The organism is Oceanobacter sp. ABM4_470 (assembly GCF_056158645.1).
In genome coordinates this window covers 3,789,523-3,805,000 of sequence record NZ_JBSWTR010000001.1, presented here as the reverse complement: position 1 = coordinate 3,805,000, position 15,478 = coordinate 3,789,523, and the positions used below count along the sequence as shown (strand labels likewise).

Below are 15,478 nucleotides of genomic sequence, written 5' to 3'. Positions count from 1 at the left end.
GTTCAGGAATTCCTGCCCCTCATGGCACAGACAAGCAGTCCCCTTCAGTACTTCCCCGCCACCCACTTTCTTGGCGCCTCTGTTACCCTTATTCTGATTCTGGTGGCGTTGTTATGGCCCACCCCGGATGACCGCCTGACCACAACATTGACCGTGGCAATCCCGGACAACGCAGAAGCAGTAACAAAAGAAGAGACAGTGCAGTGGCACAGCGACAAGGTGCAATCCGGCGACAGTCTGTCGACCCTGTTCTCACGGAATTCGCTGTCGGCGGTTGATGTGATTGAACTGGCATCACAAGCCCCGAAGGAAGCCATTCGCTTGTACCCGGGTCAGGAGCTGCGTTGGACCACCAACTGGGATAACCGTATTCAGACCCTTGAGATTCCGATCTCGCCACTGGCGAAGCATGTACTGTCGCGCTCTGAAGAAGGTACTTTCGATTATCAACTGGCCGAGCGCGAAGCGGATCATGTGCCTCGCTTTGCCAGCGCCGAGATCAATAACTCGCTGTTTCTGGATGGTGACCGTGCTGGCGTACCGGAACAGGTATTGATTGAACTGGCTGCCATCTTCGGCTGGGACATCGACTTCGCCATGGACATTCGCAAGGGCGATTCTTTCAGTCTGATTTACGACGAGATCTATCTTGATGGCGAAAAGATTGGCAACGGCGACATCAAGATCGCCCGCTTTGTGAATCAGGGCCGTGAGATTACCGCAGTGCGCTACGAAGACGATCAGGGTAATGCCAACTACTACACCCCGAAAGGCCTGAGCATGCGGAAGGAATTTCTGCGTAACCCGATCGACTTCTTTCGCATCAGTTCGCGCTTTAACCTGCGACGCAAGCATCCTATCTACAATACCATCCGCGCCCACAAGGGTACGGATTACGCAGCCCCCACCGGGACACCGGTCAAAGCCGTGGGTGATGGCCGCATTACCTGGGCGAGCCGCAAGGGCACCTACGGCAACCTGATCATCATCAAACACAATAATCGCTATGAAACCCGCTATGCCCATTTAAACAGCTTTCATCGCTCAACCAAGGTTGGCCGCTACGTGAAGCAGGGACAGGTGATTGGCTATGTTGGCTCGACCGGCGCTGCCACCGGCCCGCACCTGCATTATGAATTCCGTGTCGATGGCGTATTCCGCGACTCACTGACCTTCAAATTTCCCAAGGCCAAGTCCATTGCCTCCAGCGAGAAAGACGACTTCTTCAAGAAAGCCAATGCCATGCTGATGTGGCTGGATGGCTATCAGGTCAGTACCCTGCCATGACCAACATGCCGAATCAGAATAAACACGGGCTCTATATTGGTTTGATGTCCGGTACCAGTGCCGATGGCATGGATGCCGTGTTGTGCGAGTACACAGGCACCGCCTTCCGCACTTTGGCCTGTGAGTCGTTGGACTATTCACCATCGGAAACACGTTGGCTGCGCGACGCGGCGCTGGCACCGACATTAGCGGTCAGCGAGATCATGTTGATGGACCGGTTTATTGCTGAGCGTTCGGTTGAGCTGGTGCAAAGTCTGCTGGAGCAAACACAGCTCAAACCCAACCGCATTTGCGCTGTTGGCAGTCACGGCCATACCCTGCGTCATCAAAGCCAACCTGACGGCGTTACCTGGCAGATTGGCGACCCATCATGGATTGCTGAGCACACCAGCATTTGTTGCGTTGCTGACTTCCGTAGACGGGACGTTGCTGCCGGCGGCCAGGGTGCACCGCTGGTTCCTGCGTTTCACCAGCAAGTGTTCGATGGATCAGACATCGACACCATGGCGTTAAATATCGGCGGCATCGCCAACATCAGTGTACTGAAAGGCTCTGCGACCCTCGGCTTTGATACCGGGCCGGGCAACGCCTTAATGGACGAGTACTGTCAGACGCGCTTGCAGCAGCCGTGCGATTTGGGCGGCCAAATGGCGGCGAAAGGGAAGGTTGCAGATAAGGTACTACGGCAGTGGCTGATGCTCGACTTCCTGCACCATACGCCGCCGAAGAGCACCGGGCGAGAACTATTTCGACTGTCGGCCTTTGAGGATGACCTGCAAACACTGTCCGCCGCCGATGCACTGGCGACTCTGACCGAGTTCACCGCCCGCAGTATTGCAGACGCGGTAAACCGCTATGGCCATTCGCAAGGCGAACTACTGGTATGCGGTGGTGGGGCGTTTAATCAGCACTTGATGGATCGACTGGCCGCCTTGTTGCCGCATCATCAGGTCATGGACACCGAACAACGAGGCATTCATCCGCTATGGGTGGAAGGGGCCGCGTTCGCCTGGCTGGCAGCTCAGACACTGAACGGCATGGCAGGGAATTTACCCGCGGTTACAGGTGCCCGCGGTGATCGGATTCTGGGGGCTGTATACCCAGCCTGATCTAACCAGTCTGATCTGCGCCGTTTACCCAAAAGTTCTTTGGACAGCCAGACGCTTGCCTCAGAACCAGGCGTAGCCGGAGGTTTGCAGGCGCTGAACTTCCTGCTCGCCATTTTCGACGTAGTCGATAAAGGCAGGCAGCTCATCACGATCCAGATGGTTCTGCACCATCCAACCCTCGCAAGCCTTGAAGTCGACCACTCCAAAGGCCTCCAAACGAGCGGCGGTATCAATCAGATCCCGATTGGCTTCGTAGTTATCACGGGTGAACAGACGCAGCTCTTCCCCCCGCAAGACAAACGCAATCGGCTCGCGGCTGGCGTAGCCGTCGTAGTTGGTTACCATTTTCTCGGCCCGAAACATCAGGTCGCGTAATTCGTCGGCGGAATGCAGCTGAATGGCGGCCATAAAACGGGCGTTGTTATTAACCACGGGCTCCAACACCGTCGCACTGGCAGGTTCTGCGTGCTGAACATCATTGGCATAAGCCGGTACCGTGGCGCACAGGGCACTGGCACACAGCGTCAGAAGAGAAAATCGAATTCCTCGCAGAATTCTTGCACTGAGGGAAAAACGTTGGTGCATCTTGCACCCCACTGTTAATCAGACAGAGAAAGAGGAACCGCAACCACACGTTGAGGTTGCGGATGGGTTATTAACCAGAAAACGTGAGCCTTCCAGACCCTCCTGGTAGTCAATCACAGAACCCACCAGGTAGCTGTAACTGAGTGAGTCCACCAGCACCCGAACGCCATCACGACTGATCAGGCTATCGTCTTCGGCGCGCTCGTCGTCGAAGGTAAAGCCATACTGGAAGCCGGAACAACCGCCGCCGGTTACAAATACCCGCAAACACAGCTCATCGTCTGCTTCTTCAAGCAACAGATCACGCACCTTGGCTTCGGCGTTGCTGGAGAGTTCTATGGGTTCGGCGTTCAATACGGTCATATTGGGCTTTCGGGTCCTGTTCAGAGTGGTTAAATTATGCGTTTACCTGAGCAAATCAGTCAACTTTACTTTCAGAGACAGTCTGTACCGGCTTGCCTTTGGCGGCTTTGCCGTCGGCCTGATGCTTGAGCTGGCCATTCACCGACGCGCCCATCACCATCTCCATGGCCTTGTAGTGCACATCACCTGTGATGCGGGCATCTTTGGCCAATTCAATGTATTCCGATGCGTAAATATTGCCGTTGATCTCACCATTGATGATGATGTTCGGCGCATGAATGTCGCCTTCAACACGGCCCTTGTTGCTGACGCGCAGTACCGCACTGCCAGAACCGTCAGCGGTCAGGTTGCCCTTGATCACGCCATCGATATTGACCCCACCCGAAAAACGAACGTCGCCGGTAATTTCAGTTTTGGCAGAAATAACGGTGTCGTACTGCACATTCGAACTCTTTTCTTTAGCACTGAACATGGTGTTACCTTACTGGGTTGGCCAATCAAATGTTGCTTCAATTTTACGTGCCTTACGGCCGGTCGACTCAGCTACCACCAGCACCTTCGATGGTGTAAAGCCTTCCGGCAAGGCGATGGTTCCAGTCGCTTCCTGGAAGTAGCGGAAGCGGAATAAAATGCCTTTGGACGGCACCGAGTCGCTGAGATCAGACAGCGCATAGCTGACCGTCTGATCGCCCTGACTGCCTTGCAGCGTCACGCTGGCATACCCTTCCACCACGGTGCCGTTGTCACTAACCTGGGTCAGCATCAGGCGATAACCAGCCTGCTGGCCACCCCCCGGTTGAATGCTCAGGCTGTGAATCTTCAAGCCCTTGGTGACGGCTGCCGGGTCCATGATGCTTTTGTAAAACGCCAGCTCTTCTTCCAGACCATCAACCTGATCTTCCAGTGAACGAATGGACTCCCGCACGCTGTCGGCCGCCTGACGATCCACCTGGCCACCTTTTTCAAGGATGCCCACCTGCTGGCTCAGCATATCGATACTGGCCTGATTGTTCTGTAACGACGACTGCAAGGTGTCACGCTCGGCACGCAGACGTTTGACGGTATCAATGTTGTAGAACCAGGCGGCGGCAAATGCCGCTGCAGCAACCACCACCAGGCTCACCAAACGCCAGAACAACGCCCTGCGGGCATGTCCCGGGCGATGGCGAACAATCACCAGCTCGTCTTGCTGGCTACCTTGTACAACCGAACCTTTCCTCAGCGTCATGACAGCAGTCCTTACCCGACAGGCGGCTTACGGCATCAAGGCCACGTGGTTCAAACCGGTCAATTCGTCCAGACCGAACATCAGGTTCATGTTCTGAACCGCCTGACCCGACGCACCTTTCACCAGGTTGTCGATCACCGACAGCACCACAATCTGGCCGGTTTCAACATGACGATGCACGGCAATACGACACATGTTACTGCCCTTCACGGAACGAGTCGCCGGGTGGCTACCTGCTGGCATCACATCGACGAATGGCTCGTTGGCGTAACGTTGCTCGAACAAGCCTTGCAGATCGAAGTCGGCAGGCAGGTCCGGAGCAGTCACGTACATGGTGGAGTGAATACCACGGATCATTGGCATCAAGTGCGGGACAAACGTCAGGCCCACCGGTTTGCCAGCCATCCAACCCAGACCCTGCTTGATTTCCGGCAGGTGACGATGACCCTTCACTGCATATGCCATCACGGATTCACTGGTCTCACACAGCAATGAGCCCACTTTGGCACCACGACCGGCACCGGACACACCGGATTTACAGTCAGCAATGATGGTTTGCTCTGGCAGCAGCTTGTTTTCCAGCAGAGGCATCAGGCCCAGCTGGACAGACGTTGGGTAACAGCCCGGAACCGCAATCAGGCGTGCGTTGCGAATGTCGTCACGCTTCAGTTCCGGCAAACCGTAAACGGCTTCCGGCAGCAAACCACGGGCACCGTGCGGCTGGCCGTACCATTTTTCCCATTCATCCGCATCCTGAATACGGAAGTCGGCAGACAGGTCGATCACGCGAGTACCGGTGGCCAGAATTTCTTCGGCCAGTGAATGCGCTACACCGTGCGGGGTGGCAAAGAACACCACATCACACTCACCGAGGGTGTTGGTGTCGGGTACACTGAAGCAAATATCGGTGTGGCCGCGCAGGTTCGGGTACATGTCGGCTACCGGTACACCAGCTTCGCTTCGGGAGGTGATCACGTGCAGTTGCGCTTCCGGATGGTTTACCAGAATACGCAGCAGCTCTACGCCTGTGTATCCGGTGCCGCCAACAATACCTACCTTGATCACTTCATCACCTCTTATGCCTTGTCTGCCTGCAAAATGGGGCGGCAGTAAGCCCTGTATTCAAACCGCTTATCATACCGCTTCTTTCGGCTATTTATAGAGCAACTTGCCAACCCGACTGTGCCAAACCGATGCTGTACTAATGGCCCGCGGGATTGATCAGGGACCCTTTTGATTTTTAACGATGCCTGTCACCATAGACGGCTGATCACTCCAATACCAAATCGCCCGTTCCGATGACAACGCCTGGCCGTGTTACCCGAACGTCGCCACCAGCAGGGAATTGCCTTGGCTCTGATGCAGAAATGCCAGCACTGGCTCAACCAATTGACCATGTCGGACAACCAGCTGGGGCTGTCGATTCTGGCACTGGCGGCGGGTATTGCGGCGGCACTGGTCATCACCCTGTTCCGACTGGCGATTGAATGGCCGTTGGAAATATTCCTGCCAATGAGCAGCGAAGACGATTACGAAGCCCTCGCGCAACTGACCCGAATCGGTCTACTGGTTACCGGCGGACTACTGCTGGTTGCCATTTTTCAGCCCTTGAAGCCGGAACAACGCAGTGTTGGTGTGACCCACGTGCTGATTCGGATGGAACGCCATCAGGGCTACATGCCGAAAACCAATTTACTGCTGCAATGGCTAGCGGCGGCGATTGCGCTATTGAGTGGCCACAGCGTTGGCCGTGAAGGCCCGGCCATTCATTTGGGGGCGGGCGCTGCCAGCCAGCTGGGGGCCAGCGCCGGGGTTGCTCACCACCGCTTGCGCATTCTGGCTGGCGCCGGGGTTGCCAGCGCCATTGCCGCATCGTTCAACACCCCTATGGCCGGGGTCATCTTTGCCATGGAGGTGGTGTTGCTGGAATACAACCTGCGCGGATTTATACCGATCATTCTGGCGTCGGTGGCCGGTGCGGTAATCAGTCAGTTGGTGTTTGGCAGCAACACCGCCTTTGATGTGCCGCCACTAGCCATGCACTCACTGCTGGAGCTGCCTTACGTTATCGCCCTGGGACTGATTTGCGGTCTGTTGTCAGCGGCGTTTATCGTCCTGATGAAGCGCTTCCAGCGGCTGGCACCACAGCCACTGCTGATCAAATGGGGCAGCCTGACGCTGGCCACCGCAGCGGTTGCCTGGTGGCTGCCAGGCATCATGGGCATCGGCTACGACACCGTAAACCACGCCCTTGCAGGGGACGTCAGCATGGGGCTGTTTATCGGCTTGCTGCTGGGCAAGCTGGTGCTGGCAGCTTGGGCGGCAGGCGTCGGTTTTCCCGCCGGCTTGATTGGCCCGACTCTGTTTATCGGTGCCCTGGTTGGCGGTGTCATGGGGCAATTTTCGCTGTTGGTGGTACCCGGTTATCCAGCCGAGATCGGCTTTTATGTGATGTTGGGCATGGGGGCCATGATGGGGGCCGTGTTACGGGCACCACTGGCTGCGCTAGTCGCCTTACTGGAGCTGACCGCCAACCCGCACATCATCATGCCCGGCATGCTGGCCATTGTGATCGCCACTCTGGTAGCCAGTGAAATTTTCAAACAGCCTTCTATTTTTCGCGCCCAGCTGGGGCAGAACGACCTCTATCAGGTACCGCACCCGGTTCAGCAAATGCTGTACAGCACCTGGGTCGCCGAGGCCCTGTCCCGCTCCGTCGCGGTCAGCGACCGCAAAATCAGTTCGCAAGGTGCCAGCCAACTGCTGCAATCGGGTACCGACTGGGTGCTGCTGGAAGAAGACAACGTGATCCTTTCCACTGCTGCCATCGCCGATGCCATGGCACAGGACAGAACCTCTGACGACATCGACCTGCTGGCCATTCCCGGCGAACGCCACACGGTGGAATCCATCTCCTTGAAGTACAATTTGCAGGATGCCCTCGACCTGATGCAAAGCCATGACTTGAACTGGCTGGCGGTGTATCGTCGCGACCCGGATTCACGCAAGGGCGCAGGCCCTTGCGTTGGCCTGGTATCAAGGGAAATGATCGAACGTCATTACCGCTACCGGCCCCAAACCATACGCTGACGACCATGTATCGTCGGCAACCGGCAGTGGCTGCAAGCTGCTGTCAGGCAACCTAACGGGGACATCTATTTAATCCTGCACGGCTCTGCGCGAGTGTTGCCGTTGTTCAGTGCAAGGCGACGAATGCAGCGAAATGACGAACCTGTCCGGCCGAGTCTTTCCAAGTTCGTCAACACCGCACTGGGCGGCGGCAACCCGCGCCCTGCGGGGGCTGCCGGATGATCTCGACTCTGTGTCGCCGACTTTTGACTTGACCCGTCAGGCCTACAAGTCGGCTTCGTGATTCGAAACCATCCGGCAGCCCAGAGTGAGCACCGGATTAAATAGATGTCCCATAACGATGAGCGACGGAAACCAACACTATGCTGTGGATCAAAGCCTTTCATATCATTGCCGTAATCACCTGGTTTGCAGGCATCTTCTATCTGCCACGACTGTTCGTTTACCATGCTATGGCAGAAGACGACGTTTCCTGTGAGCGTTTCAAGGTGATGGAGCGCAAGTTATACCGCGGCATCATGGTGCCATCGATGTTGGTTGTGATCGCCCTTGGCTTATGGCTGATCAGCTTCAACATGGAGTACTACCTGGTATCAACCCACTGGATGCACGCCAAATTGACCCTGGTCGCGCTGCTGATTGGCTACCACCATTACTGCGGCCATCTGGTAAAAGTCTTCCGTGACGACCGCAACACCCGCAGCCACGTCTGGTTTCGTTGGTTCAACGAAGTGCCGGTGCTGCTGCTGATCGCCATTGTCATTCTGGTGGTGGTAAGACCGTTCTGATTTGAGTCCGGCGTCCACCGTGACGCCGGACCGCCGTTATACATTTGACCACGCCAGCCGCCGCTGGCCTGACGCAAGAGAGACCTTCATGAGCTACAACATCTCCAAGTCCCAGTCGCTGTTTGAAACTGCCCAGAAACACATTCCAGGCGGTGTTAACTCGCCGGTTCGTGCGTTCAAGGGCGTTGGCGGCACACCGATCTTCTTCGACCGCGCCAAGGGTGCTCACGTCTACGATGTGGATAACAACCGCTACGTTGACTACGTTGGCTCCTGGGGTCCGATGATTCTGGGCCACAGCGCGCCGCAGATTCTGGACGCCATCCGCGACCGTATGGAACTGGGCCTGAGCTTTGGTGCACCAACCTCCATCGAAGGCGACATGGCCGATGAAGTGTGCAAACTGCTGCCATCCATGGACATGGTTCGTATGGTGAACTCCGGTACCGAAGCCACCATGAGCGCCATTCGTCTGGCTCGTGGCTATACCGGCCGCGACAAGATGGTGAAATTCGAAGGCTGCTACCACGGTCATTCCGACTCACTGCTGGTAAAAGCCGGTTCCGGCATGATGACGCTGGGTGTGCCAACCTCTCCGGGCGTACCTGCCAGTGTTGCCGAACATACCATTACCCTGACCTTCAACGACCTCGACAACGTGCGTGAGTGCTTCGCGCAAATGGGCGACCAGATTGCCTGCGTCATCGTTGAGCCAGTGGCTGGCAACATGAACTGCATTCCACCAAGCAAGTCCTTCCTGCAAGGTCTGCGTGAGCTGTGTACCGTACATGGCATCGTGCTGATCTTTGACGAAGTAATGAGTGGCTTCCGTGTCGCACTGGGTGGCGCCCAGGCTTACTACGACATCGTTCCGGACATGACCTGTCTGGGTAAGGTAATCGGCGGCGGTCTGCCTGTTGGTGCCTTCGGTGGCAAGCGCGAAATCATGGAGCACCTGTCACCGCTGGGTCCTGTGTATCAGGCCGGTACCCTGTCCGGTAACCCGCTGGCGATGGCGGCTGGTCTGGCAATGCTGAAGGAAATTCAACGCGATGGCGTGTACGAGCAACTGACTGCCCGTGTTGAACAAATGACCGACGGCTTCAAGGCCGTGGCCGACAAGCACGGCATCCCGTTCACCTTCAACCGCGCTGGTTCCATGTTCGGCCTATTCTTCACCGAACTGGAGAAGGTTGAAAACTTCCGTCAGGTCGCTGACCAGTGCGACGCCGACCGCTTCGGCAAGTTCTTCCATGGCATGCTGGAACAAGGTGTGTATCTGGCACCGTCCGCGTTTGAAGCTGGCTTCATGTCTCTGGCTCACACCGAAGAAGACATCGAGTTCACCATCGCCGCCGCCGACAAGGTTATGGCATCCCTGTGATGCCTGCCCAGCCCCGGGAGGAAGTCGCTTGATTGAAGTAGTAAGTAGCCTTGCGCTATTGGTAGTCGCCGCGGTGGCTAGCTGGCAAAACCGCCCTGCGACCAAAGGCAATGAATGGCCCGGCTCTGCCGCCGGACGCTTTGCTGCGGCGCTGATGTTATTCGGGCTGGGCGTGGTCGATGTACTGGCGCTGCTGATTGGCACCGATGCTAACGGCGGCCTTGGCCGTACCCAGCTGCTGATGAGCCAACTGGGGCTGTATGCCGCCCTGCCATTGCTGGTATCAACCCATCTGGCTGAACGCCTGCGTCAACATTGGACCCGTCAGACCTGGGGCCGGATTTTCCTGGGCTGGTGCGTGGTGTTTGAACTGGGTCGTCGTGGCGACGTGCTCGACAGTGTGGCACTGGTTACCCTGATTGGCGGCGCCGCTACCCTGCTGCTGTGCTGGGCACCGGCTCGCCTGATAACCGCATCCTCTGATCAGCCAGTTCCATCGGCGGCCAGCAGCTACTTGCCGCTGTTGCTATGGGCGGCTGCGATACTGGCTTACCTGTACGGCGATCACCAGAGTCTGATGTTGCCACTGGCGCTGTCAGCGCTGGTGCTGGCTCAGCCTGAGTCCTACCGAATGGCACAGGCAAAGCGCTAGGAGCTGTCTACACTGGGGTTATGTATTCGCTTTAAGGGCAGGACCATGACTCCAGGCACAACTCTCCAATACTACCGCCAGATCGACAGTTTCTTTGCTGTCTGCTGCTCGGTGCTGTTTGTTGTTTCATTGCTGCTGGCAAGCTGGCACAACACCTGGACCGAAGCGTTAGTGATCGGTCTGCCCAGCGCGGTTGTCCCGATTCTGGTATGGCGCGCCATGCCCGGTGCTCGCCTCACCCGCATGACCTTTGCTGCCGCCCTGATGGTGTTTGCGGCGCTGCACATTCACCAAGGCCATGGCCTGATTGAACTGCACTTCGGCATTTTTGTGCTGCTGGCGGTGTTAATGGCCTACCGCGACAGCCTGCCGATTCTGGTCGCTGCTGGCACCATCGCCGTTCACCATCTGGCCTTTGGCTTGTGGCAGGACAGCGGCTCGTCCGTCTACGTGTTTGAAAGCCACGCCGACCTCGGCATATCAGCACTGGAGCTGGTGCTGATCCATGCCCTTTATGTGGTGATTGAAACCGGCTGCCTGGTGTACCTGACCGAAAAAAACAAAGCCTCGTTTTTACAAGGCATGGAACTGCGCGAACTTGGCGAGCAACTGACCGCCGGTGGCCGCATCAACCTCAGTGTTCATATCGACGACCCCAAAGGCGACATTACCCGCGAATACCTGAAGTTTTTCGACAGCGTCAAAACCCTGGTCCGTCAGGCTGATGCCCTGGCAAGCTCCATGGCGCAATCCGGCTATAACTTTGCCCGCCTGTCCAGTAATCTGGCCGATGGCACCCGCGAACAACAGCAACAAACTGACATGATCGCCACCGCTACCACCCAGATGACAGCATCGATGGATCAGATTACCGATTATTCACGCGAAGCTGCCAACGCCTCTCAGGAAGCCGAAAGCAGTGCCAATCAAGGCGCATCGTCCATTCAGCAGGCCACCACCACCATCGGCCAGCTGGCCAACAACATGGCGGCTGCCAACACGGTGATTCAGGACCTCGACGCCGAAACCACCAATATTGGCTCGGTACTGTCGGTGATTCAGGAAATTGCCGAGCAGACCAACCTGCTGGCCCTCAACGCCGCCATTGAGGCCGCCCGGGCTGGCGAGCAAGGTCGTGGTTTTGCCGTTGTGGCCGATGAAGTAAGAACACTGGCGTCGCGTACTCACGAGAGCACTGAAGAAATTCAACGCATGATCGAGCGTTTGCAGAAAGGCTCAGCACAAGCCGTAAGCTCGATGGAAACCAGTCAGAAAGGCGTGCAATCGAGCGTGGAGCAGATCGAACAAACCCGAGAAAAACTGCAATACGTCTGCTCACGGGTCAGTGCCATTCACGGAATGAGCCAACAGATTGCCGCTTCCATCAAGGAACAGTCCGGCGCGGTCAACGAAGTCAGCCAAAACCTCGAAACCATCCGCGCCATCAGTCAGGACGCCGCCAGCCAAAGCAGCGACTCCAAACGCCACGCCGACAAACTCAGCCAGGACTCCGACACCCTGCACAACCTACTGACACGGTTTGATACCTGAGATCGGTATCGCTACTGCTGATCCAGCGCCTGCGCCAGCAAACGGTTAATACGCTGTTGCAGCGCAGTGTCGCTGGTGAACAGCAAGCCGCGACGCAGCAGTTGTTCGGCTTGCGCAGGCTGGCCCATTTGCAAGCTGGTCCAGCCCTGACGGTAATAAATCGCAGCGTTGCGCGGTTCAATCTGGCGGGCCTGATCCAGATAACTCATCACTTTTGACCACTGGCCAGCTTCGCGGGCTTGCTGGGCGCGGGTTAACAGCGCCTTGATGGCCGGATGGTGATTGCCTTCGTCCAGCCGGGCCAGTTCACCGTACTGCCAGGCAGGCAAGTCATCCACGCTGCTGTGGCTACCCTTGCTGCCATCGTCCATTGGCACCGAGCTGCAACCTGCCAATAGCAACAAGGCGGCCAAAGCTGTGGCCCGGGGCAGTGACCCGGTGCCTGTAATGCGGGTTTTCCCTGCTGTGTGTGTCAGAACAACCAATCGAACCATCCTCCGCGTTTGCTGTTTTTGCTACCGCCGCTATCACCACACGCCAACCGCTCTGCGGGAATGGCAGACTCAGGCATCGGCATCATGCGCCCGGCGCAGCCATCCTGAAGGATTTCGCCAGCATCATCCACCGGCACTTGTGGCAGACCAGTGGGTTGCAGCGGCTCGACGCCCGCCTGCTGCATTACCGAACGCCAGATTGGCAAGGCACCAGAGCTACCGGCCAGCGGCATCGACTGGTTGTCATCACGGCCAACCCACACCACGCCCAGATAGCGGTCGTCGAAACCGGCAAACCAGGCATCACGCTGGTCGTCACTGGTGCCAGTTTTGCCCGCCAGCGGGCCATTGAATGTGTTTTTCAAACGTCGGGCGGTGCCCTGTTCCACCACTTGTTCCATGCCATATCGCAGCCAGTCGAGCTGTTCTGCTGGCAGGGTTTGCTTGCCATCAATGGCGTAGGACGACAAGGTCTCGCCGCTGTTGGTGGTTACCGCTTCGACCGCCCGCAACGGCATCTGGAAACCACGGGCCGCAATGGTCTGGTACACCCCGGCAACGTCAAACGGTGATAACTCAATCGACCCCAAAAGCACCGACGGATACGGTGGCACCTTGCGCTTCAGACCCAGCAATCCGAAGGTTTTGGCCACCGGCTCCAATCCCACCTGCATGCCCAGTCGGGCCGTCGCGTGGTTGTAGGAATGGCTGAAAGCGTCGACCATCGGCAGTATGCCGTGGCTTTGACCCGAGTAGTTTTTCGGCTGCCACAGCTGACCGTCCTGTCCGGCCACCGTCACCGGGCTGTCGTCCACCAGCGTGCCCCAGTGATAACGGCCGCTCCGCAAGGCCGACAGATACACCACCGGTTTGGCCAGCGAACCAATCGAGCGGCGGGCATCCAGCGCACGGTTGTAACCAAAGAAATCCACATCCCGACCACCAATCATGGCGCGCACTTCGCCGCCATCCACACTGGTGAACACCCCGGCGGTTTCCAGCTTGCCTTTCAGAGTCGGACGCTGGGCTTCAATGGTATTGAGGTTTTGCTCGGCACTGGTTTCCAACGCATGCTGCAACCAGGGGTCGAGGGTGGTGAAAATATTCAGGCCTTCGGTTTCAAGGTCTTCCTGACGGTAATCTTGCTGTAACTGCTGCCGTACCAGCTCCAGAAACGCCGGATACTCTCGCTGGCTGGCGCGAGTGCTGTCCGCCGTTTGCATCGGCATGTTGGAGGCCTGAACGTACTGGGCATCGGTAATCACGCCCTGATCACGCATCAACTCCAGCACCAGATTGCGGCGTTCCAATGCCCGCTGTGGGTGACGTTTCGGGTTGTAGTAAGACGCCCCTTTCACCAGCCCCACCAAGGTGGCGACCTCGGCCAGATTCAGCTCTTCCACCGACTTGCCAAAATAGAAGCGTGCCGCCAGTCCCACCCCATGAATGGCGCGGCGACCGGCTTGCCCCAGATACACCTCGTTCAGATAGGCCTGCAAAATCTGCTCTTTGCTGTAGTGCAGCTCCAGCAGGATCGCCATCAGGGCTTCCTGTGCCTTACGGGCCAGCGTGCGGTCCTGGGTCAGGAAGAAGTTTTTCACCAGCTGCTGCGTCAGGGTTGAACCGCCTTGCACAAAACGTCCCGCCTGAACGTTGGCCACCATGGCGCGGGCAATACCGCGAATAGAGATACCAAAATGGTCGTAAAAGGCTTTGTCTTCGGTGGCGACCAGTGCATCGGTCAGGGTTTGTGGTACCTGCGCCAGCGTCACCAGCTCACGGTCTTCATGATGAGCCGGGAAAATACCGCCAACGTACTGAGGCTCCAACCGCACCAGGGGCTCTTCCGAGCCATTCACAAACAGGCGGTCGACCCGGCCATTGCTGAGCGTCAGCTCAATCAGGACATCAGCTTCGCGGCCATCCCAGAAATTCACCGACCGACGGTGAATACGCCAGCGATGACCACTGCGCTGGTAGCTGCCCGGCTTGGCCAGTGAGTTACGTGGTTTGTAGTCTGACCATTGTAGCTCGGCCTGCAGCTGTTCCGGCGGCAGCAGCTTGCCCGGATACAACAGCAACGGACGGGCATACACCCGGGCGGGCAGTGTCCACTTGTTGCCGTCGAATTGCTTTTGTACCTGGGCATCCAGAAAGACCATCCAGACACCCAACACCAGAGCACCCACCAGCCCCAGCTTCCAGCCGATCGACCAGATACGCCGCAGCCAACCGGCTTTACCTTTTGCTGATTTGGATGGCTTCGCTGGTTTGGACGGTTTTGCCGGGCTGGACGGCTTTGCAGGTTTGGACGATGTCGGCGGCTTGGACGAACCGCGTCCTTTTGAGGGCTTGGAAGCTGTCGATGATTTGGACGGCTTCGCAGACGCCGGCTTTTGGGCGCTGGTCGATTTGGATACCGCTGTTTTTTTGGCCCCAGTGGCTTTAGAGCCAGCGCCCGTTGCCTTGGCAGGCGCCTTTTTGCCGGTTGAGGAAGGCCCGTCGGATTTGGATTTACCTGCCATGGTGATGCTTCGCTGTGCCCGTGTACTGGTGAATAAAAAGAACAAACATAAAGGGGACATCTATTTAATCCGGTGCTCACTCTGGGCTGCCGGATGGTTTCGAATCACGAAGCCGACTTGTAGGCCTGACGGGTCAAGTCAAAAGTCGGCGACACAGAGTCGAGATCATCCGGAAGCCCCCGCAGGGCGCGGGTTGCCGTCGCCCAGTGCGGTGTTGACGAACTTGAAAAGACTCGACCGGACAGGTTCGTCATTCCGCTGCATTCGTCGCCTTGCACTGAACAACGGCAACACTCGCGCAGAGCCGTGCAGGATTAAATAGATGTCCCCTAAAGCTGAACATGAATCGTCGAGGCTGTGACAGCAAGCACGCCAACAAGTGCAGACAATGGTTTTACAGATCATGCAGCCGCAAGCCCGGA

Annotated in this window: 15 protein-coding genes; 8 read left to right on the top strand and 7 right to left on the bottom strand. The window is 57.3% G+C overall.

The window, feature by feature from the left end; translation table 11 throughout:
- Positions 1 to 21 precede the first annotated feature (21 nt).
- Complete coding sequence (locus tag ACXADJ_RS16790; protein ID WP_475068067.1) at positions 22 to 1,287, top strand: peptidoglycan DD-metalloendopeptidase family protein; 1,266 nt, start codon at positions 22 to 24, stop codon at positions 1,285 to 1,287.
- A complete protein-coding gene (locus tag ACXADJ_RS16785; RefSeq protein ID WP_475068064.1) occupies positions 1,284 to 2,396 on the top strand; it encodes an anhydro-N-acetylmuramic acid kinase in 1,113 nt (370 codons plus the stop codon). The genes ACXADJ_RS16790 and ACXADJ_RS16785 overlap by 4 nt, the downstream gene beginning before the upstream one ends.
- Before the next feature lie 60 nt (positions 2,397 to 2,456).
- On the opposite strand, the gene ACXADJ_RS16780 is transcribed toward ACXADJ_RS16785, so the two are convergent.
- The 5 genes from ACXADJ_RS16780 to argC are packed head-to-tail and all read right to left on the bottom strand — an operon-like array spanning position 2,457 to position 5,637.
- Positions 2,457 to 2,981: a DsrE family protein gene (locus tag ACXADJ_RS16780; RefSeq protein ID WP_475068060.1), complete on the bottom strand. Its 525-nt coding sequence runs from the start codon at positions 2,979 to 2,981 to the stop codon at positions 2,457 to 2,459.
- A gap of 18 nt (positions 2,982 to 2,999) precedes the next feature.
- A complete protein-coding gene (gene erpA, locus ACXADJ_RS16775; RefSeq protein ID WP_475068056.1) occupies positions 3,000 to 3,344 on the bottom strand; it encodes an iron-sulfur cluster insertion protein ErpA in 345 nt (114 codons plus the stop codon).
- 55 nt (positions 3,345 to 3,399) lie between these two features.
- Positions 3,400 to 3,816: a bactofilin family protein gene (locus ACXADJ_RS16770; protein ID WP_036533676.1), complete on the bottom strand. Its 417-nt coding sequence runs from the start codon at positions 3,814 to 3,816 to the stop codon at positions 3,400 to 3,402.
- A 9-nt stretch (positions 3,817 to 3,825) separates the two neighbouring features.
- Positions 3,826 to 4,572, bottom strand: coding sequence for a DUF6776 family protein (locus ACXADJ_RS16765; protein WP_475068054.1), 747 nt, complete (start codon positions 4,570 to 4,572; stop codon positions 3,826 to 3,828).
- 27 nt (positions 4,573 to 4,599) lie between these two features.
- Positions 4,600 to 5,637 (bottom strand): N-acetyl-gamma-glutamyl-phosphate reductase, encoded by a 1,038-nt coding sequence (gene argC / locus ACXADJ_RS16760; RefSeq protein WP_475068053.1) that lies wholly within the window; start codon positions 5,635 to 5,637, stop codon positions 4,600 to 4,602.
- Positions 5,638 to 5,931: 294 nt separating this feature from the next.
- On the opposite strand from argC, the gene ACXADJ_RS16755 reads away from it, so the two are divergent.
- The 5 genes from ACXADJ_RS16755 (at position 5,932) to ACXADJ_RS16735 (ending at position 12,037) form a co-directional block, all read left to right on the top strand.
- Positions 5,932 to 7,662, top strand: a complete 1,731-nt coding sequence (locus ACXADJ_RS16755) for a chloride channel protein (protein ID WP_475068220.1) — start codon at positions 5,932 to 5,934, stop codon at positions 7,660 to 7,662.
- Positions 7,663 to 8,024: 362 nt separating this feature from the next.
- Positions 8,025 to 8,450, top strand: a complete 426-nt coding sequence (gene hemJ, locus ACXADJ_RS16750) for a protoporphyrinogen oxidase HemJ (RefSeq protein ID WP_475068049.1) — start codon at positions 8,025 to 8,027, stop codon at positions 8,448 to 8,450.
- Between the two features lie 88 nt (positions 8,451 to 8,538).
- Positions 8,539 to 9,834 carry a glutamate-1-semialdehyde 2,1-aminomutase gene (hemL, locus tag ACXADJ_RS16745; protein WP_475068046.1) on the top strand — a complete coding sequence of 432 codons (1,296 nt, stop codon included), beginning with the start codon at positions 8,539 to 8,541 and terminating at the stop codon, positions 9,832 to 9,834.
- Between the two features lie 28 nt (positions 9,835 to 9,862).
- Positions 9,863 to 10,486, top strand: a complete 624-nt coding sequence (locus tag ACXADJ_RS16740) for a hypothetical protein (protein WP_475068044.1) — start codon at positions 9,863 to 9,865, stop codon at positions 10,484 to 10,486.
- Positions 10,487 to 10,531: 45 nt separating this feature from the next.
- The gene (locus ACXADJ_RS16735) at positions 10,532 to 12,037 is read left to right on the top strand and encodes a methyl-accepting chemotaxis protein (protein WP_475068041.1); all 1,506 of its coding nucleotides are present in this window, start codon (positions 10,532 to 10,534) and stop codon (positions 12,035 to 12,037) included.
- A gap of 11 nt (positions 12,038 to 12,048) precedes the next feature.
- Here the strand turns inward: ACXADJ_RS16735 and ACXADJ_RS16730 are convergent, their stop codons facing one another.
- The gene (locus tag ACXADJ_RS16730; RefSeq protein WP_475068039.1) at positions 12,049 to 12,522 is read right to left on the bottom strand and encodes a tetratricopeptide repeat protein; all 474 of its coding nucleotides are present in this window, start codon (positions 12,520 to 12,522) and stop codon (positions 12,049 to 12,051) included.
- Positions 12,510 to 14,729: a penicillin-binding protein 1B gene (gene mrcB, locus ACXADJ_RS16725; protein ID WP_475068218.1), complete on the bottom strand. Its 2,220-nt coding sequence runs from the start codon at positions 14,727 to 14,729 to the stop codon at positions 12,510 to 12,512. Before mrcB ends, ACXADJ_RS16730 begins: the two co-directional genes overlap by 13 nt.
- Before the next feature lie 73 nt (positions 14,730 to 14,802).
- Here mrcB and ACXADJ_RS16720 point away from each other — a divergent pair, with 73 nt between their 5' ends.
- Complete coding sequence (locus ACXADJ_RS16720; protein ID WP_475068222.1) at positions 14,803 to 15,378, top strand: hypothetical protein; 576 nt, start codon at positions 14,803 to 14,805, stop codon at positions 15,376 to 15,378.
- The last annotated feature ends 100 nt before the right edge of the window (positions 15,379 to 15,478 follow it).

What these genes read in the sequence shown, in the direction of transcription:
- ACXADJ_RS16755 (WP_475068220.1), top strand. Translation starts at nt 5,932, where the DNA reads ATGCAGAAATGCCAGCACTGGCTCAACCAATTGACCATGTCGGACAAC.
- hemL (WP_475068046.1), top strand. Translation starts at nt 8,539, where the DNA reads ATGAGCTACAACATCTCCAAGTCCCAGTCGCTGTTTGAAACTGCCCAG.
- hemJ (WP_475068049.1), top strand. Translation starts at nt 8,025, where the DNA reads ATGCTGTGGATCAAAGCCTTTCATATCATTGCCGTAATCACCTGGTTT.
- erpA (WP_475068056.1), bottom strand. Translation starts at nt 3,344, where the DNA reads ATGACCGTATTGAACGCCGAACCCATAGAACTCTCCAGCAACGCCGAA.
- ACXADJ_RS16770 (WP_036533676.1), bottom strand. Translation starts at nt 3,816, where the DNA reads ATGTTCAGTGCTAAAGAAAAGAGTTCGAATGTGCAGTACGACACCGTT.
- ACXADJ_RS16735 (WP_475068041.1), top strand. Translation starts at nt 10,532, where the DNA reads ATGACTCCAGGCACAACTCTCCAATACTACCGCCAGATCGACAGTTTC.
- ACXADJ_RS16790 (WP_475068067.1), top strand. Translation starts at nt 22, where the DNA reads ATGGCACAGACAAGCAGTCCCCTTCAGTACTTCCCCGCCACCCACTTT.
- ACXADJ_RS16765 (WP_475068054.1), bottom strand. Translation starts at nt 4,572, where the DNA reads ATGACGCTGAGGAAAGGTTCGGTTGTACAAGGTAGCCAGCAAGACGAG.
- ACXADJ_RS16785 (WP_475068064.1), top strand. Translation starts at nt 1,284, where the DNA reads ATGACCAACATGCCGAATCAGAATAAACACGGGCTCTATATTGGTTTG.
- ACXADJ_RS16780 (WP_475068060.1), bottom strand. Translation starts at nt 2,981, where the DNA reads ATGCACCAACGTTTTTCCCTCAGTGCAAGAATTCTGCGAGGAATTCGA.